This is a genomic window from Streptomyces sp. NPDC031132 (assembly GCF_055570595.1).
Genome location: NZ_JBVIGX010000023.1, coordinates 64,610 through 81,825, shown reverse-complemented (window position 1 = coordinate 81,825; position 17,216 = coordinate 64,610). Strand labels below are relative to the sequence as shown.

16 protein-coding genes are annotated in these 17,216 nt (G+C 72.6%); 9 read left to right on the top strand and 7 right to left on the bottom strand.

Translation table 11 applies throughout. From position 1 onward, the window contains the following. Positions 1 to 11: 11 nt before the first annotated feature. Both alc and allB read right to left on the bottom strand, forming a co-directional pair. Positions 12 to 1,130 (bottom strand): allantoicase, encoded by a 1,119-nt coding sequence (alc, locus tag ACZ49B_RS27670; protein WP_468311052.1) that lies wholly within the window; start codon positions 1,128 to 1,130, stop codon positions 12 to 14. A gap of 3 nt (positions 1,131 to 1,133) precedes the next feature. Continuing rightward, a complete protein-coding gene (gene allB / locus ACZ49B_RS27665) occupies positions 1,134 to 2,474 on the bottom strand; it encodes an allantoinase AllB (RefSeq protein WP_468311050.1) in 1,341 nt (446 codons plus the stop codon). Positions 2,475 to 2,802: 328 nt separating this feature from the next. Between allB and ACZ49B_RS27660 the strand changes: the two genes are divergently transcribed. Then, on the top strand, positions 2,803 to 3,606 hold the full coding sequence (locus tag ACZ49B_RS27660; RefSeq protein WP_468311048.1) for an IclR family transcriptional regulator: 804 nt from the start codon (positions 2,803 to 2,805) through the stop codon (positions 3,604 to 3,606). A 102-nt stretch (positions 3,607 to 3,708) separates the two neighbouring features. On the opposite strand, the gene ACZ49B_RS27655 is transcribed toward ACZ49B_RS27660, so the two are convergent. Together ACZ49B_RS27655 and ACZ49B_RS27650 are read right to left on the bottom strand one after the other, a co-directional pair. Then, a complete protein-coding gene (locus tag ACZ49B_RS27655; RefSeq protein WP_468311046.1) occupies positions 3,709 to 4,407 on the bottom strand; it encodes an ABC transporter ATP-binding protein in 699 nt (232 codons plus the stop codon). Beyond that, the gene (locus tag ACZ49B_RS27650; RefSeq protein WP_468311044.1) at positions 4,404 to 5,492 is read right to left on the bottom strand and encodes an ABC transporter permease; all 1,089 of its coding nucleotides are present in this window, start codon (positions 5,490 to 5,492) and stop codon (positions 4,404 to 4,406) included. Before ACZ49B_RS27650 ends, ACZ49B_RS27655 begins: the two co-directional genes overlap by 4 nt. Positions 5,493 to 5,626: 134 nt before the next feature. Between ACZ49B_RS27650 and ACZ49B_RS27645 the strand changes: the two genes are divergently transcribed. From ACZ49B_RS27645 to ACZ49B_RS27635, 3 genes are all read left to right on the top strand, one after another. Continuing rightward, positions 5,627 to 6,826, top strand: a complete 1,200-nt coding sequence (locus ACZ49B_RS27645) for a sensor histidine kinase (protein ID WP_468311042.1) — start codon at positions 5,627 to 5,629, stop codon at positions 6,824 to 6,826. Continuing rightward, positions 6,826 to 7,455 carry a response regulator gene (locus tag ACZ49B_RS27640; RefSeq protein WP_468311040.1) on the top strand — a complete coding sequence of 210 codons (630 nt, stop codon included), beginning with the start codon at positions 6,826 to 6,828 and terminating at the stop codon, positions 7,453 to 7,455. The genes ACZ49B_RS27645 and ACZ49B_RS27640 overlap by 1 nt, the downstream gene beginning before the upstream one ends. A 119-nt stretch (positions 7,456 to 7,574) precedes the next feature. Next, positions 7,575 to 8,051 (top strand): hypothetical protein, encoded by a 477-nt coding sequence (locus ACZ49B_RS27635; RefSeq protein WP_468311038.1) that lies wholly within the window; start codon positions 7,575 to 7,577, stop codon positions 8,049 to 8,051. Between the two features lie 88 nt (positions 8,052 to 8,139). Here ACZ49B_RS27635 and yczR read toward each other — a convergent pair whose 3' ends face one another. After that, a complete protein-coding gene (yczR, locus tag ACZ49B_RS27630; RefSeq protein WP_468311036.1) occupies positions 8,140 to 9,627 on the bottom strand; it encodes a MocR-like transcription factor YczR in 1,488 nt (495 codons plus the stop codon). A gap of 87 nt (positions 9,628 to 9,714) precedes the next feature. Between yczR and ACZ49B_RS27625 the strand changes: the two genes are divergently transcribed. The 3 genes from ACZ49B_RS27625 to aceB all read left to right on the top strand — a co-directional run bounded on the left by ACZ49B_RS27625 (position 9,715) and on the right by aceB (position 12,423). Next, on the top strand, positions 9,715 to 9,942 hold the full coding sequence (locus ACZ49B_RS27625) for a hypothetical protein (RefSeq protein WP_468311034.1): 228 nt from the start codon (positions 9,715 to 9,717) through the stop codon (positions 9,940 to 9,942). After that, positions 9,891 to 10,520 carry a nucleotidyltransferase family protein gene (locus ACZ49B_RS27620; protein WP_468311032.1) on the top strand — a complete coding sequence of 210 codons (630 nt, stop codon included), beginning with the start codon at positions 9,891 to 9,893 and terminating at the stop codon, positions 10,518 to 10,520. Before ACZ49B_RS27625 ends, ACZ49B_RS27620 begins: the two co-directional genes overlap by 52 nt. Positions 10,521 to 10,794: 274 nt before the next feature. Continuing rightward, positions 10,795 to 12,423: a malate synthase A gene (gene aceB / locus ACZ49B_RS27615; RefSeq protein WP_468311030.1), complete on the top strand. Its 1,629-nt coding sequence runs from the start codon at positions 10,795 to 10,797 to the stop codon at positions 12,421 to 12,423. An 88-nt stretch (positions 12,424 to 12,511) separates the two neighbouring features. Here the strand turns inward: aceB and ACZ49B_RS27610 are convergent, their stop codons facing one another. Beyond that, complete coding sequence (locus ACZ49B_RS27610; protein ID WP_468311028.1) at positions 12,512 to 14,134, bottom strand: NnrS multi-domain protein; 1,623 nt, start codon at positions 14,132 to 14,134, stop codon at positions 12,512 to 12,514. Positions 14,135 to 14,405: 271 nt separating this feature from the next. On the opposite strand from ACZ49B_RS27610, the gene ACZ49B_RS27605 reads away from it, so the two are divergent. Beyond that, positions 14,406 to 15,596, top strand: coding sequence for a GDSL-type esterase/lipase family protein (locus ACZ49B_RS27605; RefSeq protein ID WP_468311026.1), 1,191 nt, complete (start codon positions 14,406 to 14,408; stop codon positions 15,594 to 15,596). 60 nt (positions 15,597 to 15,656) lie between these two features. Here the strand turns inward: ACZ49B_RS27605 and ACZ49B_RS27600 are convergent, their stop codons facing one another. After that, entirely contained in the window at positions 15,657 to 16,253 is a 597-nt protein-coding gene (locus ACZ49B_RS27600) for a TetR/AcrR family transcriptional regulator (RefSeq protein ID WP_468311024.1), read from the bottom strand. Positions 16,254 to 16,365: 112 nt separating this feature from the next. Between ACZ49B_RS27600 and ACZ49B_RS27595 the strand changes: the two genes are divergently transcribed. Further along, positions 16,366 to 17,169, top strand: a complete 804-nt coding sequence (locus ACZ49B_RS27595; RefSeq protein WP_468311022.1) for an SDR family NAD(P)-dependent oxidoreductase — start codon at positions 16,366 to 16,368, stop codon at positions 17,167 to 17,169. The last annotated feature ends 47 nt before the right edge of the window (positions 17,170 to 17,216 follow it).

Genomic DNA, 17,216 nt, shown 5'->3' with positions numbered 1-17,216 from the left:
CGGGGGCGGGATCAGCCGCCCAGCTCCTGGTGGCGGGCGGTCAGCGCGGCCGCGCCGGCCTCGGTCAGCGAGCCGTACAGGCGCAGGCGGGAGAAGCCGCCGTCCGGGAAGATGTCGATCCGCACGTGGGTCCCGACCGCCGGGGTGTCCAGTACGAAGCGGTGGTTGGTGTCGGGCTGCAGGCGGGTGCGCGGCAGGAACTCCGTCCACTCGCCCTCCTCGCCGGACTTGACGGACAGCGAGGCCCAGCCGGCCGAGTTGCCCTTGAGGTAGGCGGTGTCGATCTCGACGGCGCGGATCTCGGAGTCGGCCACCAGCTGGTAGCGGATCCAGTCGTTGCCGTTGTCGCGGCGGCGCGCGGTCTCCCAGCCGTCGTCCATCTTGCGGGAGCGGCCCGGGTTGATGGTGTTGGTCGGCGGGGAGTAGAAGCGGTTGGAGGCGTCCTGGACGGAGCCGCCGTTCTCCAGGGCGACGACGTCGAACGTGCCGAGGGTGGCCAGCCACGCCGGGTCCGGTACGACCTCGCCGTACACGCGCAGGCGGGCGATGCCGCCGTCGGGGTGCTGGTTGACGCGCAGGTGCGTGAAGCGCTGCTCGGCCGCGACCTCGAAACCGTTGGCCGCGTGGCCGCCGACCGGGGTGCGCGCGACGAGGGTCGTCCACTTGACGTCGTCGCCGAGGAGCTCCTCCGGGGTCGGCGCGAGGGCGCCTTCCCAGTTGGTGCCCTCGATGGAGACGGCCTGCGGCATGTTGCCGCGGAAGTGGGCGGTGTCGACGACGATGCCGCGGATCACGCCGGGGGCGCCGAGGCGGACCAGCGCGTAGTCGTGGTCCTCGGGGGTCGGCCAGGGCTGGGTGGCGGAGACGCCGCGGCGGCGGCGGGTCTCCCAGCCGTCCATGATCTTGCCCTTGTGGCCGAAGTGCTCGGGGTCGAAGTGCGCGGCCTCGGCGATGAGCAGGTTCTCGCGCTGCGCGAAGAACTCGTCGTTGGCGAAGGTGACACCGGCGCCCAGCTCACGGGCGGCGAGGTTCGCGTACTGGGTGAACGGGAAGTCCGCGGTGCGGTAGTCCGCGTACGGGTCGCCGCCTCCGTACGGGTTCGCGTTACCGGTGAAAGAAGGAATCGCCACTGGTCAGTTCTGCCTTTCGAGAAGTCGGCCCGTGGGCTCGGTCGGGGTGCCGTGGTCGGCGATCTGCGTACCGCGCAGCCAGGTGGACTTCACGACGCCGTGCAGGGTCTTGCCCGCGTACGCCGTGACCCGGTTGCGGTGGTGCAGTTCCGCGGGATCCACGGTGAAGGTCTCTTCGGGGGCCAGCACGGCGAAGTCGGCGTCGCGGCCGGCTTCGATCGCGCCCTTGTCGGCGAGGCCCGCGAGGGCGGCCGGGGCGGCGGACATCCAGCGCACGACGTCCTCGAGGGTGTGTCCGCGGCGCCGTGCCTCGGTCCAGATGGCCGGCAGGCCGAGCTGCAGGGAGGAGATGCCGCCCCACGCGGTGGCGAAGTCGTCCGTCTTCAAGTCCGCCGTGGAGGGCGAGTGGTCGGAGACGATGCAGTCGATGGTGCCGTCGGCGAGCGCGTCCCACAGGAGGTCCTGGTTGGCGGCCTCGCGGATGGGCGGGCAGCACTTGAACTCGCTGGCGCCGTCCGGCACTTCCTCGGCCGTGAGGGTGAGGTAGTGCGGGCAGGACTCGACGGTGATCCGGACGCCCTCGGCCTTGGCGGCGGCGATCAGCGGCAGCGCGTCGGAGGAGGACAGGTGCAGGACGTGGACGCGCGCGTTCAGCCGCTTCGCCTGGGCGATCAGGTTCCCGATCGCGGTGTTCTCGGCGTCGCGCGGCCGGGAGGCGAGGAAGTCGGCGTACTTGGGGCCGGGGACGACCGGCGCGGAGTCCAGGTGGTGCGGGTCCTCGGCGTGCACGATCATCAGGCCGCCGAAGCCGGTGATCTCGGCGAGGGAGGTGGCCAGCTGCTCCTGGTCGAGCTCGGGGAACTCGTCGACGCCGGAGGGCGACAGGAAGCACTTGAAGCCGTAGACGCCGGCGTCGTGCAGCGGGCGCAGGTCCTTGACGTTGTCCGGCAGGGCGCCGCCCCAGAAGCCGACGTCCACGTGCGCCTTGGTGCGGGCCACCTCCTGCTTGACACGGAGGTGGTCGACCGTGGTGGTCGGCGGCAGGGAGTTCAGCGGCATGTCGAGGATCGTCGTGACGCCTCCGGCCGCGGCGGCGCGGGTGGCCGTCCAGAAGCCCTCCCACTCGGTGCGGCCCGGGTCGTTCACGTGCACGTGGGTGTCCACCAGGCCGGGGAGCAGGACGTCGTCGCCGAAGTCCTCGAGCCGGGCGCCGGCCGGCACCTCGGCGTCGTGCGGCAGTACGGCGACGATCTTCCCGGCGGCGACGGCGACCGAAGCGGCACGCGTCCCCCCGGGGGTGATGACGCGAGTCGAGCGCAGTACCAGTTCCACGTCGTCGGACACGCCGGAACCTCCCCATCTACTTCCACAGAGCGAAATTCAACGTTCTGTTGACGGAGTCTCGCCGCCGATCCGGAGCCAGTCAAGAGCGCCCGGACAGAGCACTGACACACCGGAGCCGCAATTGGATGTTTCCACAGGATGGAATTAAGATTTCACTATCCAGAATGTAGCTATCACCACCGGGGGCGGACGGGTAACTTCCCGAGGACGTCCACCACCCGGACAAACCCCCTCTGACCGGCGGGGAAGGCTTCGACCCGGCTCTAGGGCCGACGCCGACCGACCGGTAGGCTGCTTCCTTGCCTGCCAGCACCGAAAGGACCGCGCCGTGCCGACGTCCAGCGCCAGCACCACCGACGCTTCCGCCAAGCCCACCGCCGCCAGCGGTGGCGTCCAGTCCCTTGAGCGCGCCTTCGATCTGCTCGAACGCATGGCCGATGCCGGGGGCGAGGTCGGCCTGAGCGAGCTCTCCACCGCCAGCGGTCTCCCGCTGCCGACCATCCACCGCCTCATGCGCACCCTCGTGGCATGCGGCTACGTCCGGCAGCAGCCCAATCGACGGTACTCCCTCGGCCCCCGGCTGATCCGCCTCGGCGAGTCCGCGTCGCGCCTGCTGGGGACCTGGGCGCGGCCCTACCTCGCCCGTCTGGTCGAGGAGACCGGCGAGACGGCGAACATGGCCCTGCTCGACGGGGACGAGATCGTCTACGTCGCCCAGGTGCCGTCCAAGCACTCCATGCGCATGTTCACCGAGGTCGGCCGCCGGGTGCTGCCGCACTCCACCGGCGTGGGCAAGGCGCTGCTCGCGTACACCCCCGCGGACGAGGTACGGGCCCTGCTGGCGCGCACCGGGATGCCGGCCGCGACCGAGAAGACCATCACCACGCCGGAGGGCTTCCTGGAGGCCCTGGAGCAGGTCCGCAAGGCGGGCTACGCGGTCGACGACAACGAGCAGGAGATAGGAGTCCGCTGCCTGGCCGTGTCGGTGCCGAACTCGCCGACCGCCGCCGCGATCTCCATCTCGGGTCCGGCCGGCCGGGTGACCGAGGCCGTGGCCGAGTCCTTCGTGCCGATCCTGCAGAACGTCGCGGCCGACCTGTCCGTGGCCCTGCAGAGCCAGAACCCGGCGTAGGTTCCGTCCCGGCCGCCTGAGCGCGCGTACGTACGAAGGCCCCGGCCCCCTCTGGTGCGAGGGGGGCCGGGGCCTTCGCGTACGTACCTCGCGTACGGGTGCTCAGGCGGCCGGGACGGACTCCTCCGACGCCGCCTGCGTCAGGCGGCCGTCCGTCATCGTCGCCGTGCGGTCCATCCGCTCCAGGTGCGCGTGGTCGTGGGTGACCAGCACGGTCGCGGTGGAGCGCTCGCGGGTCAGCGTGACCAGCAGGTCGAGGACGGCCGCCCCGCGCTCGTGGTCCAGGGCGCTCGTGGGCTCGTCGACCAGGAGCACGGCCGGCTCGTTCATCAGGGCGCGGGCGATGTTGACGCGCTGGCGCTGGCCGCCGGAGAGCTGGTGGGGGCGCTTGTCGGCCTTGTCGGCCAGGCCCACCGCGTCCAGCAGTTCCAGCGCGCGGCGGCGCAGCGTCCGCGACGGGCGGCCCGAGAGGTGCGCCATCACCTGGAGCTGCTCGGCGGCGGTGAGCGAGGCCAGCAGGTTCGGCTGCTGGAAGACGATGCCGATCTTCTCGCGGCGCAGGGCCGACTTCTCGGCCGCGCTCAGCCGCGCGGTGTCCTGGCCGGCCACCACCACCTTCCCGGAGTCCGGGGTGACCAGGGTGGCCGCGACCGCCAGCAGGCTGGACTTGCCGGAACCGGAGGGGCCGATCACCGCGGTCAGCGTGCCCGCGGGCACGTCCAGCCGAACCCGGTCGAGGGCGGTGAGCCGGCTCTCGCCGTCCGGGTAGGTGAGCGTGACGTCGTGCACGAGAAGGGTCATCGGGCGCTCCCGAGGGCGGTCAGGGGGTCGACGGCGGTGATCCGCCGGATGGACAGGGCCGCACCCAGCGCGCCGAGCACGATCATGATCGCGGCGGGCACCAGCACGGTCGCGGTGTCGAGGACGAACGGCACGTCGCCCCCGCTGATCAGGGCGCCGAACCCGGCGGCGAGCGCCGTACCGAGCCCGGTGCCGATCGCGAGCATGACCACGGCCTGGCCGAGCGCGTCCTTGAGCAGGTACGGGGTGGAGGCGCCCAGTGCCTTCAGCACGGCGACGTCCCCGCTGCGCTGGATCGTCCACACGGTGAAGAAGGCGCCTATGACCAGGGCGGAGATGACGAAGAGGAAGCCGCGCATGAGCTGGAGCGAGCCGTTCTCGGCCTGGTAGGACCCTATGGCGCCGAGGGCCTCGTCGACGGTCCGGGCCTTGGTGCCGGCCGCCTCGTCGCCGGCGGCGAGGTCGGCGGAGCTTGCCGTGTCGAGCGCGACCACGGTGGCGAGGGTGTCGAGGGAGGTGCCGGGGTTGCCGATGCGCTGCCAGTCGCCCAGGTCCGTCCAGACGACGGGCGTGTGGCTGTAGGCGGCGGTGCCGGAGACGGCGGCCACGGTCAGCTCGAGCGGGCCGATCTTCAGCTTGCCGCCGGCGGCGAGGCCGCCGAGTTCCTTCGCGGCCTTCTCGGTGAGGACCACCTGCCCCTGGGCGAGGCCGCTGCCGCGCGGCGGGAGGGGCCCGGCCGGGTCGACGCCGAACACGGAGACGGCGGCAGTGCGCTCACCCGCCGCCGCATTGGTGGTGCGGATGCCGAGCGGCTCCGCCGACCTGACGCCGGGCTGCGTCCGCCAGGCCTGCCAGGCCTTCTCGGGCACCTGGGAGTTGGTGAACGACACGTTCTGGTCCCCCGTCGGCGCGGCGAAGGCCAGGTGGGTGGCGGGCAGGCCGGTGACGGCCGAGATGTTCTCCCGGGCCAGGCCGGCGGTGAGCCCGGACAGCAGGCCGACCAGCAGCGTGATCAGCAGTACGACCGAGCCCATGAGGGCGAAGCGGCCCTTGGCGAACCGTAGATCTCTCCATGCGACGAACATGATCCCCACCCTCGTCTCCGGCGCGGGCCCGGGGCATCGCGCCACGGTAGCGATCCTGGTATCGAAGGACGCATCCGGACATCAAACTTTCGATTGACCGGGCGCCGCCGACCCCCGCTTAGGCTGGTCGGGCCATGGCTGCTCCTTCGCAATCCCCCGCTCCACGTCCCCTCACCCCCGTCTCGCGCGTGCTGCGCCTGTGCCTGCACGCGCTGCTGTTCGGGCTGCTCGCGCTGGCCGCCGGGCGGGCCGTCACCGACTCCGCGCCGCGCGCCGGTTGGGTGGTCGCCGCCTGCGCGGTGCTGGCCGCCGTGTACGCGGCCGGCGTACTGACCCCCGCGGTGCACCGTTCGCCGGGCGTCGGGGCGGTGTGGCTGGCCGGGCTGGGCGCGGCCTGGGCGGGGCTGCTGGTGCTCTCCCCCGACGGGCTGTGGATCGCCTTCCCGCTGTACTTCCTGGAGCTGCACCTGCTGCGGCTGCGCTGGGGCGTCGCGGCCGTCGCGGTGACCGCGTGCGCGGCGATCGGCGGTTTCCTGGCGCACGCGGAGAGCAGCACGGTGTCGCCGGGCGCCTTCCTCGGACCGGTGCTCGGCGGGGCCGTGGCGGTGGCGACCGTACTGGGCTACCAGGCGCTGTACCGCGAGAGCGAACGCCGCCGCGAGCTGATCGAGGAGCTCATCGCCACCCGCGCCGAGCTTGCCGCGGCCGAGCGGAACGCCGGGATCCTGGCGGAGCGGGAACGCCTGGCCCGCGAGATCCACGACACGCTGGCGCAGGGTCTGTCCTCGATCCAGCTCCTGCTGCGCGCGGCGGAGCGGTCGCTTCCGCAGGACGCCGCGGCCCTGGATCACATCGGCCGGGCCCGGGAGGCGGCTCAGGAGAACCTCGCCGAGGCGCGTCGTTTCGTACGCGCGCTCACGCCTCCCGACCTGGAGCACGGCTCCCTCGCCGCCGCGCTGGAGCGGCTGTGCACGGCCGCGCCGGGGCCGCGCGTGCGGTTCTGCCTGAGCGGCGCGCCCCGGGTCCTGCCCACCCCGTACGAGGTGGCCCTGCTGCGGATCGCCCAGTCGGCGCTGGCCAACGTGGTGCGCCACGCCCGGGCGGGCCGCGCCGAGATCACCCTGACCTTCATGGACGCCTCGGTGACGCTGGACGTCGTGGACGACGGCACGGGCTTCGACCCGTCCTCGGCCCCGTCCGGCGAGGGCGGGTTCGGCCTCCCCGCCATGCGCTCGCGGGCCGAGACCCTCGGCGGGCTGTTCACGGTCGAGTCCTCCCCCGGCCAGGGCACCGCCGTGGCCGTCACCCTGCCGCTGCCCCTGGAGGCATCCTGATGACGATCCGCCTGCTGCTGGCCGACGACCACCCGGTGGTCCGGGCCGGGCTGCGCGCGGTGCTGGACACCGAGCCGGACTTCGCGGTGGTCGCCGAGGCCGCCACCGCCGAGCGGGCGGTGGAACTGGCCGCCTCGGAGCCGGTGGACGTGGTCCTGATGGACCTCCAGTTCGGCACGGGCATGCACGGCTCGGCGGCGACGGCGGCGATCACCGCCCGGCCCGGAGCTCCCCGGGTCCTGGTCCTGACCACGTACGACACGGACGCGGACATCCTGGCGGCGGTGGAGGCGGGCGCGTCGGGCTACCTGCTGAAGGACGCCCCGCCGGAGGAACTGGCGGCGGCGGTCCGCACCGCGGCGGCGGGCCAGTCGGCGTTGGCCCCGGCAGTGGCGCTGCGCCTGATGGACCGCATGCGCACGCCCGCGGAGGCGCTGACGAAGCGGGAGCTGGAGGTGCTCCAGCTGGTCGCGGACGGCCTGTCGAACCAGCAGATCTCGAAGAAGCTCTTCCTGAGCCAGGCCACGGTCAAGTCCCACCTGGTCCACATCTACGCCAAGCTCGGCGTCGACTCCCGCACCTCGGCGGTGGCCACGGCCACGACCCGCCGCCTGATCCGCACCCCGTAGCCCCGTTCCCCCTCGGGTGGGGCTGTCCCCCGGGCGGATCCACCGGCTGCCCGGCGGGTGCGGGGCGCGCCTCGCCGGAAGCATTCGGGTACCGAGCCCCGATCCGAGAGCGAGCCCTGATGTCCGCCGCCACCACCGCCCCCGCCGCGATCGCCCCGCCGGAGACCGTCCGCAGCGCCTACGCCCTCTGGCTGACCGCCGTCGCCGCCGGTGCCTTCGAAACCGTCCTCGCCGTCGGCCGGATGACCGCCGACGGCACGGGATCCGCAGCCGGGATCGGCATCGGCCTGGCCGTGCGCCTGGCCGTCTTCACCGCCGCCGTCCTGGTCGCCCGGCGCATGCGTGCCGGCGCCGGCTGGGCCCGGACGACCCTCGCCCTCGGCCTCGGCATCCTCGGCACGGCGTCCATGGTCGTCGAGCCCCTCGGCCACCTCCTCGCCGGCGGGTGGACGGCGGCGGCGCTCGCCCGGGCCGACGTCCTCGACTGGCTCTTCGGGACCAGCCGGGCCGTCCACGTGGTCGCCGTCCTCACCGCGGTGGCCCTGATGTTCCGTCCGGCCTCGAACGCCTACTTCCGCAAGCGCCGGCCCGTCTGAGGGCCAGTCTTTCGGATCGGGCCGAGCGGGACTCTGCCGACGCCCAAAGGGGTGTCCCCACGGTCCTGCCGTGCCCTTCGGGCGCCCTCTACGCCACCCAGTGCGGCCGCTCCACCGCCGGTGCCAGCGGAACCCCGTCGTGGAAGGCGGCCGCCAGGCGACGTACGGCCTCGTCCAGGCGATCGGCTGCCAGCGTGTACGGAATCCGCAGCCGATGCTCGAACGTCCCGGGATCCACCCCGAACCGCGCCCCCCGCCCGATGTGCACGCCGCAGGCCCCGGCCCGCTCCGCCAGCGCCGAGCTCACCGACTCCCCCAGATCCACCCACAGCGACAGCCCGCCCGGCGGCACCTGCCACGACCACTCCGGAGTGTGCCGCTCGAGCGCGGCGACCAGTGCCTCCCGCTGCTCCCGCAACTGCGCGAGCCGCGCCGGCAGGGTCCGCTCCAACCCCTCCAGCAGCGGCAGCGCCACCAGCTGGTCCAGCACCGACCCCGTCATGTCCGCGGCCACCTTCACCGCCGTCAGCTCCGTGATCATCTTCGCGGTGGCCCGTACCCACCCCACCCGCAGCCCGCCCCAGTGCGTCTTGCTGAGCGATCCGATCGTCACCACGTGGTCCGCCCCTCCCCGCGGCGCCAGCGAGGCCAGCGGCGCCGGCGGCGGCACGTCCAGGGCGATGTCGGCGATGGTCTCGTCGACCACCAGCCAGGTCCCGGTCCGCCGCGTCGCCGACAGCAGCCGCAGCCGCTGCTCCTGCGGCATCAGCAGGCCCGTCGGATTGTGGAAGTCCGGGATCACGTACGCCAGCCTCGGCACGGTCTGCCGCAGCGTGGACTCGGCGATCTCCATGTCCCAGCCCGCGTCGGAGACGGCGATCGACCCGGTGCGCAGCCGGGCGTGCCGCAGGGCGTCGAGGGCGTTCGCGTACGTGGGGTTCTCGGTCACCACCCGGTCCCCGGCCCGGCACAGCAGGCTCACCACCAGCGAGAACGCCTGCTGCGCGCCGGCCGTGACCAGGATCTGCTCGGGCCGGGTCGGCAGCCCGCGCCGGGTGAACCGCTCGGCGACGGCGCTGCGCAGGTCGGGCAGCCCGAAGGGGTTGTAGCCGGGGCTCCGGGCCAGGCCCGGCAGCCGGGGCGCGGCCCACGCGAGGGCTTCCGTCAGGGCGTCCTCGGGCGCGCCCAGGGCGGCGATGGCCAGGTCGATCCCGGGGTCGCCGTCGGCGATGTAGCCGCCGGAGCCGACCAGGAGGTGCGCGCCGACCGGGCCGTGGCCCTCGGGGAGCTCGGTCCAGGTACCGGATCCGCGCCGGCTGCGGACGTAGCCGCTCTCGCGCAGCAGGTCGTAGGCCCCGGTGACGGTGGCGCGGCTGGCGCCGAGCGCCTCGGCGAGCTCGCGCTCGGCGGGCAGCCGTACGTGCAGGGCGATCCGGCCGTCCAGGATCAGGGTCCGCACGGCATCGGCGAGGGACCGGTAGCCGGGGCGGGCCAGCACCTCGGGGGGGAGCAGGGCCGCGAGCTGGCGGCTGCCGATGGTTCTGTCCGCCGTCTGGACGACTCGCCCGTTTGCCATGCCAACCTCCCCTGATTGGCTCTGCCTGCCAGGCCAATCCAGGGTCCAGACTCGCGGTATTGGCCCCCGATTGGCAAGGAGACCGCCATGTTCGCCCTGTCCGAGACGTCGAACCCGCTGACCGACCGCGACGAACGCGCCCTCGCGGCCGCCGCCGAGAACCGGATCTCCCAGCCGCTGCGCCTCGGGCCCGCCCTGGCCTCCGTACGGCGGCTCGTGGGGCGGCGCCCACGCACGGACCCGCAGGGGCGAGAATCGCTGACATGCCGGCCACCGCAGACGCGACCCCAACCCCCCAGTCCCCTGACCCCGTGATCGCGGGGCTGCTCCTCGCGGCCGGCGGCGGCCGCCGCCTGGGCGGGCGCCCCAAGGCACTGCTCCCGTACCGCGGCCGCCCGCTCGTCGAGAACGCGGTACGGGTGCTGCGCGAGGCGGGCTGCGGTCCGCTCCACGTCGTTCTCGGCGCGTCCGCCGCCGAGGTCCGCGAGCGGGCGGACCTGACCGGCTGCGTGGTCGTGGACAACCCCGACTGGGCGGAGGGCATGGGCTCGTCCCTGCGCGTCGGCCTCGCCTCGCTCGCCGGTTCGGGCGCCTCCGCGGCCCTCGTCTCGCTGGTGGACCAGCCGGGCATCGGTCCCGCGGCCGTGGCGCGGGTCCGGGAGGCGTACCGCTCCCCCGCGAGCCTGGTCGCGGCGGCCTACCGCGGGGAGCGCGGCCATCCGGTGCTGTTCGGCGCGGACCGCTGGGCGGACATCGCGGCGACGGCGACGGGGGACAAGGGCGCGCGGGTTCACCTGACAGAACACGCGAAGGAGCTCACGCTGGTGGAGTGCGGGGACGTTGCCGAGGCCTTCGACATCGACACCCCGCCCGACCTGGCACGACTGGCTTGAGCGGAGGTCGAACAGCAGTTGAGCGGGCAGTGACGAAGGTGGCACTGAGGGCCACCGGGCGCCGGAGTCTGTCGACTCAGAGAATCTCGACATCAACAAACCATTGAACTTCCACCATAAGGAAATTACTATCCACTGGTCAGAAGCGCCCTGAACCCCCAGACGGCGCCCGCGACCGTATCCAGGAACTCTCCACACCCGGCGGCACTGCGTGCCGTCCTGCGCGAGCATTCCCCCGCGGCCGCCAGGCACCGCCGCTGAAGGAGTGACAGATATGTCCGCACCAGCGCCGTCATCGCTGGCCATCGTCGACGCCGAGCCCCTGCCCCGGCAGGACGAAGTCCTGACCGAGGCCGCTCTCGCGTTCGTGGCCGAGCTCCACCGGCGGTTCACGCCCCGCCGCGACGAGCTCCTCGCCCGCCGCGCCGAGCGCCGCGCCGAAATCGCCCGCACCTCCCACCTCGACTTCCTCCCGGACACCGCACAGGTCCGCGAGGGCGACTGGAAGGTCGCGCCGGCCCCGGCCGCGCTGAACGACCGCCGTGTGGAGATCACCGGACCGACCGACCGCAAGATGACCATCAACGCCCTGAACTCGGGCGCCAAGGTCTGGCTCGCCGACTTCGAAGACGCCTCCGCCCCCACCTGGGAGAACGTCGTCCTCGGCCAGCTCAACCTCATCGACGCCTACGAGCGCCGCATCGACTTCACGGACCCGCGCTCGGGCAAGTCGTACGCCCTGAAGCCCGCCGAGCAGCTGGCGACCGTCGTGATGCGCCCGCGCGGCTGGCACCTGGTGGAGCGTCACCTCCAGGTCGACGGCCGTCCGGTCCCCGGCGCCCTGGTCGACTTCGGCCTGTACTTCTTCCACAACGCCAAGCGCCTCATCGCGCTCGGCAAGGGCCCGTACTTCTACCTGCCGAAGACGGAGTCGCACCTGGAGGCGCGCCTCTGGAACGAGATCTTCGTCTTCGCGCAGGACTACGTCGGCATCCCGCAGGGCACGGTCCGCGCGACGGTCCTGATCGAGACCATCACCGCCGCGTACGAGATGGACGAGATCCTCTACGAGCTGCGCGACCACGCGGCGGGCCTGAACGCGGGCCGCTGGGACTACCTCTTCTCCATCGTGAAGAACTTCCGCGACGGCGGCGAGAAGTTCGTCCTCCCGGACCGCAACGCGGTGACGATGACGGCCCCGTTCATGCGGGCGTACACCGAACTCCTGGTCCGCACCTGCCACAAGCGCGGCGCGCACGCCATCGGCGGCATGGCGGCCTTCATCCCGTCCCGCAAGGACGCCGAGGTCAACAAGGTCGCGTTCGAGAAGGTCAAGGCCGACAAGGACCGCGAGGCGGGCGACGGCTTCGACGGCTCGTGGGTCGCCCACCCCGACCTGGTCCCGATCGCGATGGCCTCGTTCGACGCGGTCCTCGGCGAGAAGCCGAACCAGAAGGACCGGCTCCGCGAGGACGTCTCGGTGGCCCCGGGCGAACTCATCGCGATCGACTCGCTGGACGCGAAGCCGACGTACGAGGGCCTGCGCAACGCCGTCCAGGTCGGCATCCGGTACATCGAGGCCTGGCTGCGCGGCCTGGGTGCGGTCGGCATCTTCGGCCTCATGGAGGACGCGGCCACCGCCGAGATCTCGCGCTCGCAGATCTGGCAGTGGATCAACGCGGGCGTCGTGTTCGAGCACGCCGGCGAACCCGTGACGGCGACCGCCGACCTCACCCGCCAGATCGCCGCCGAGGAACTGGCCGCGATCCGCGCCGAGATCGGCGAGGAGGCCTTCGCGGCCGGCAAGTGGCAGCAGGCCCACGACCTCCTCCTCCAGGTCTCCCTGGACGCGGACTACGCGGACTTCCTCACCCTCCCCGCGTACGACCAGCTCGTCGGCTGACCCTCCCCGAGGTCGACTGAATCGCACAGCAGCCGACCCCCCGCTCCGCCCCCGCCGCCACCAGGCCCGGGGGCGGAGCTGTTTCCCCTCACCCTCCCGCCGCCGGGCAGACCCGCGTGGGATCCGGGGCCGGCACGAGCCGCACCTGGTCCGTGCGCTCCTTCAGCGGGGCGTTGGTGTCGGTGTTCCACAGCAGCGCCATCCCGTCGGCGACGCCGAAGAACAGGTAGGGCCGGGCCGGGTCGAGCAGGCCTCCCTCCGCGTTGAGCTCGGCCACCGGGATCGTCGGCTGCACGCACGTCCACTCAGGCTGCACCCCGAAGTACGTGGGCGCCTCGCGACGGAGGACCGCTGCGGCCTTGGTCGCCGCGACGGACCGCAAGGCGCTGTCGAGGGCCAGGCCCGCCAGCGAGGCGATGACCACGACGTAGAGGAGGACGTACACGGCCACGTTGAGGTACTCGCCGGGCCGGGTGAAGGCGAAGTGGAGGTGCTTGGCGATCCCCCACAGCGCGGGCCCCAGAAGCCCCACGCCGAGGTAGGAGACCAGCTTCGCCCCGGCCACCACCTGCCACAGGCCGGGTACGTCGAGCTCGTCCGGGGTGAGGTCGAGTCCGTCCGCGTAGAGCCCGTGGAGCACCGAACCGGAGGCGACGACCAGCCCGGTCGCCAAGGTCACCGCGAGCGGGACGGTGGCCGTGAGCCATTCCGTCCAGGTGGTCCACTGGCGTACGAGGAGCCAGATGCCGACCACGGTCACGGTCACCGCTGCTGCGAGCAGCATCTGCCCCGGTGTCCACGGGTCGACCGCCCGTGCGGGCATCCCGAACACCAAGCACAGGAGGGCGGCGGCGCCGACGCCCCCGCCGATGAGCCCGTACAGGCGCGGCGTGGTCTCGCGGCGCCGCCGGGACGCTGCGTCCGTGTCCGCGCCCGCACCCGCACCCGTCGCCGCATCACCGGCCGCGGCGAGGCGGGGCAGATGCATCCCGGTCGCGCAGAACAGTCCTCGCACGAGGCACGCGCAACCGATGGCCAACCACCCCCAGCGCACCGGACCGTCGGCCTGACGGAAGCAGCCGACGGTGAACGCCATGGCGAGCAGCCAGCCGAACATCCGCGCCAGGCGCCGGTTGAAGTCGTCCTCGCGCGGCAGCTCGGTCCCCCGCCGCCCGCGCCGCGGGGACATCCGTACGTCGAGGTCCGCGCGGGCGGGCGCGCCGCCCGGCAGGGCCATGCGGGCCAGCCGCCTGGCCTCCGACGGCGTGCCGAGCGCGATGGACCCGGTGTCGTACCGGCCGGACGCCTCCGCGGCCCGTGCCCGCCGGCCGGTCGCGCGCCGCGGGTCCGGCCGGTGGGCGGACGTGTGGGAGCGGTACTCCTCCAGCTGCTCGCGGTCGGGGTCCACCAGCTCGGTGCGGCGTACGTACATCTCGAGGACGGCCGTCTTCGCAAGCCCGCGCACGCGCCAGCCGGCCGCCCGCTCGGTGCGGCTGTTCCGCGCCCCGAAGAACCGGACCTCGACGCAGAACAGCCGCGCCCGGGGATCGGGCGTCAGCACCCCGGCGGAAGGGCCCTCGCCCCGGCCGAACTCCTCCACGAGCGGCCATCCCTGGAGGACGAATTCCGCCTTCGCCTGTTCGAAGTCCCGCTGCTCGCCCCTGACTTCGACCAGGGCGAGCACCCGTTGGTCGTACCGCCGTCGCCTCACCGGCCACCCCCCGCATCCCGCGTCCCCGCGCCAGTCGGGTGACTGTACGGGCGGACGGCTGCGGTCCGCACGGGATCCGGCCACGGAAGCGGAACGACGGCGGGCCGAACGACCGGTCGGTTGTTACTCCATCGTAACTTTCCTGTACCTAGCGGTAACAACGCGCGCCGTGTCACCTTTCCGATGCCACCGGCCGGCGGTACCCCCACTTCCCCAGCCATGCACCGGAGTTCTCTCCGGCTTTGCCATGGCCTACCGCAGGAGTTCCGCCGTGATCGGATTCCGCACCGCCCGCAAGGACCGGCCCCGCAGTCGAGTGCGACGACTCGCCGGGGCCGGGATGGTTCTGCCGCTCGCCGTCAGCGCTCTGGTCGCCGGCTCCGCCGGGACCTCCGTGGCCAGTCCCGGGACCGGGCCCACCGCCGTGGTGTCCATGGGCGACAGCTACATCTCCGGCGAGGCCGGCCGCTGGATGGGCAACAGCCTGACCAACAGCGGGAACCGGACCGGGACCGACCGCGCGTGGGTCTCCGGGAGCACCTACGACCCCGCCAAGGTGTACGGCGCCACCGCCGGCGGCTGCCACCGCTCCGACTCCGCCGAGGTCAAGAGCGCCGGGGCGATCGCCGACGTGGCCGTGAACCTGGCCTGTTCCGGGGCGATTTCCGAGAACGTCTTCCGCGCCTCCAACGGCGGCGTGCCCTTCAAGGGCGAGGCCCCGCAGGCCGATCAGCTGGCCGCCGTGGCCGCCGCCGACAACGTCAAGGTCATCGCGCTGTCCATCGGCGGCAACGACCTCGGCTTCGCCGACATCATCAAGGAATGCGCCCTCGACTTCGTCCTCTGGAACTCGTACTGCTACGACGACCAGCAGTACGGGGTCGACGAGAAGATCGACGGCGTCATGGCGAACGTCGGCAAGTCCGTGGACGAGGTCCGCGCCGTGATGCGGGCCGCCGGGTACACCGATTCCTCGTACCGGATCGTGCTCCAATCCTACCCGTCGCCGATCCCGCGCGGCGCCGAGAACCGGTACACGCAGAGCGACTGGAGCCGCCTCAACACCGGCGGCTGCCCCTTCTGGAACCGGGACTCGGACTGGGCGCGCGACTCGCTCGTGCCGCAGATCGCCAATCGCCTCAAGGCAGTTGCCGCCGCCAAGGGCGTGCAGTTCCTGGACCTGCGGGACATGATGCAGGGCCGTGAGGTGTGCGCGAAGGCCAGCAAGCTGGTGAGCACCTCGGCGCCCGCGGCGGCGAAGACGAGCGAGTGGGCGCGCTGGATCGACAGCAGCGAGACGCAGGGGCTGGTCCAGGAGTCCATGCACCCGAACTACTTCGGCCAGCTCGCCGCCGGCCGCTGCCTGGCCCTGGCGGTCGCCCAGCCCGCGAACTCCGCCGCCGGCTGCAAGAACACCGCCGGAGCGGACCAGACGGGCATGTTCCTGACGCCGGCGCCCTGAGTCGTGCGTGCCGAGTGAGGGCGTCTGCGGAGAACTCCGCGGGCGCCCCTTCGCGTTCGATCAGCCCCGTACGGCGGCCAGCGCCTCGTCGTAGAGGGCCGCCAGATCGGCGCTGCCACCGCTGCGGACCCAGGCTTCGGTGGCGGCGTCCACGCAGGCGAAGACGGTCGCGACGACCGCCGCGGCGCGGACCCCGGGGATCAGGCCCTCCCCTGCGGCCATGCGGGCCGTGACGGCGGGCAGCACCAGTTCCTGCCAGCGCAGCCGCTTTTGCGTGTACCGGGCGCGCAGCGACGGGGTGTCGAAGATCAGGACCGTGATCTCCAGCAGCTGCTCGGGGTCGCCGTGCGCGTGCATGAGCACTTCGAAGCCGGCCCGCAGGGCCTCCCACGGAGTGGCGGTGGCGGGCTGGGCCTCCACCGTCGCGCGCAACAGCTCGCCGAGCTCTTCCTGCTCGCCGCAGACGATGTCCTCCTTGGTACCGAAGTACCGGAACAGCGACCTCTGCGAGATGCCCGCTTCCTTGGCGATCTGCGCGATCGTCGTGGCCTCGTAGCCCTGCTCGGCGAAGAGCCGCATGGCCGTGTCGAAGATGCTCGCGACCACGGCCTGCCGGGAGCGGTCCCACAGGCTCGGCTGCGTTGCGATGGTCCCCATCCGGTCAGCATATAGGCGGGACGCCATTTTGACCTCTACTGCCCGCTTGGCAGTCACTGACAGCCGGGCATACAGTGTTGCCAGACGTTGTCATCCATGGGCAGGAGCCACTGTGAACGCGGTCGACTACCGAGGCCGGACCACCCTGATCACCGGCGCCAGCTCGGGCCTGGGCGCCGAGTTCGCGCGCCAGCTCGCCGCGCGAGGATCCGACCTCGTGCTCGTCGCCCGCCGCGAGGACCGCCTGAAGGCGCTCGCCGGGCAGCTGTCCGCGGCGCACGGCGTCGCGGTGGAGCCGATCGCCATGGACCTGTCCGTCGACGGGTGCGGTGAGCTGCTGGCCGCCGAGGTCGACCGGCGCGGGATCACGGTCTCCAGCGTCGTCAACAACGCAGGCTTCGGCACCTACGGCCGCTTCCACGACGAGGACCCCCAGCGGCTCCGCCAGGAAGTCGGCCTCGACGTGATGGCCGTCGTCGACATCAGCCGCGCCTTCATCGGGCGGCTGCGCAGCCGCGGCGAGGGCGTCCTGGTCAACGTCGCCAGCATGGCCGGCTACCAGCCCGTCCCGAACATGGCCGTATACGGCGCCAGCAAGGCGTTCGTGCTCAGCTTCACCGAGGCCCTCTGGCAGGAGTCCCACGGCACCGGGCTGCGCGTCTTGGCGCTGTCGCCCGGCGCGACCAAGACCGAGTTCTTCGAGGTGGTCGGCTCGCAGGACGCCGCCGCCGGCACCAAGATGCAGACCTCCGAGGAGGTCGTGCGCACCGCGCTGAAGGCGCTGGACCGCAAGAACCCGCCGCCGAGCGTGATCTCCGGGGGTATGAACCGGGTCATGGCCTTCAGCGGCCGACTCGCCAGCCGCCGCATGGTCGTACGGATGGTGGACCGGATGTCCACCCCCCGGACCCCGTAAGGCGCGTCCGCAGAGGGGGGTCGGTCGCGCCGGGAAACCGGATGATC

What these genes read in the sequence shown, in the direction of transcription:
- ACZ49B_RS27640 (WP_468311040.1), top strand. Translation starts at nt 6,826, where the DNA reads ATGACGATCCGCCTGCTGCTGGCCGACGACCACCCGGTGGTCCGGGCC.
- ACZ49B_RS27620 (WP_468311032.1), top strand. Translation starts at nt 9,891, where the DNA reads ATGCCGGCCACCGCAGACGCGACCCCAACCCCCCAGTCCCCTGACCCC.
- ACZ49B_RS27655 (WP_468311046.1), bottom strand. Translation starts at nt 4,407, where the DNA reads ATGACCCTTCTCGTGCACGACGTCACGCTCACCTACCCGGACGGCGAG.
- ACZ49B_RS27650 (WP_468311044.1), bottom strand. Translation starts at nt 5,492, where the DNA reads ATGTTCGTCGCATGGAGAGATCTACGGTTCGCCAAGGGCCGCTTCGCC.
- ACZ49B_RS27635 (WP_468311038.1), top strand. Translation starts at nt 7,575, where the DNA reads ATGTCCGCCGCCACCACCGCCCCCGCCGCGATCGCCCCGCCGGAGACC.
- ACZ49B_RS27645 (WP_468311042.1), top strand. Translation starts at nt 5,627, where the DNA reads ATGGCTGCTCCTTCGCAATCCCCCGCTCCACGTCCCCTCACCCCCGTC.
- ACZ49B_RS27625 (WP_468311034.1), top strand. Translation starts at nt 9,715, where the DNA reads ATGTTCGCCCTGTCCGAGACGTCGAACCCGCTGACCGACCGCGACGAA.
- ACZ49B_RS27600 (WP_468311024.1), bottom strand. Translation starts at nt 16,253, where the DNA reads ATGGGGACCATCGCAACGCAGCCGAGCCTGTGGGACCGCTCCCGGCAG.
- yczR (WP_468311036.1), bottom strand. Translation starts at nt 9,627, where the DNA reads ATGGCAAACGGGCGAGTCGTCCAGACGGCGGACAGAACCATCGGCAGC.
- aceB (WP_468311030.1), top strand. Translation starts at nt 10,795, where the DNA reads ATGTCCGCACCAGCGCCGTCATCGCTGGCCATCGTCGACGCCGAGCCC.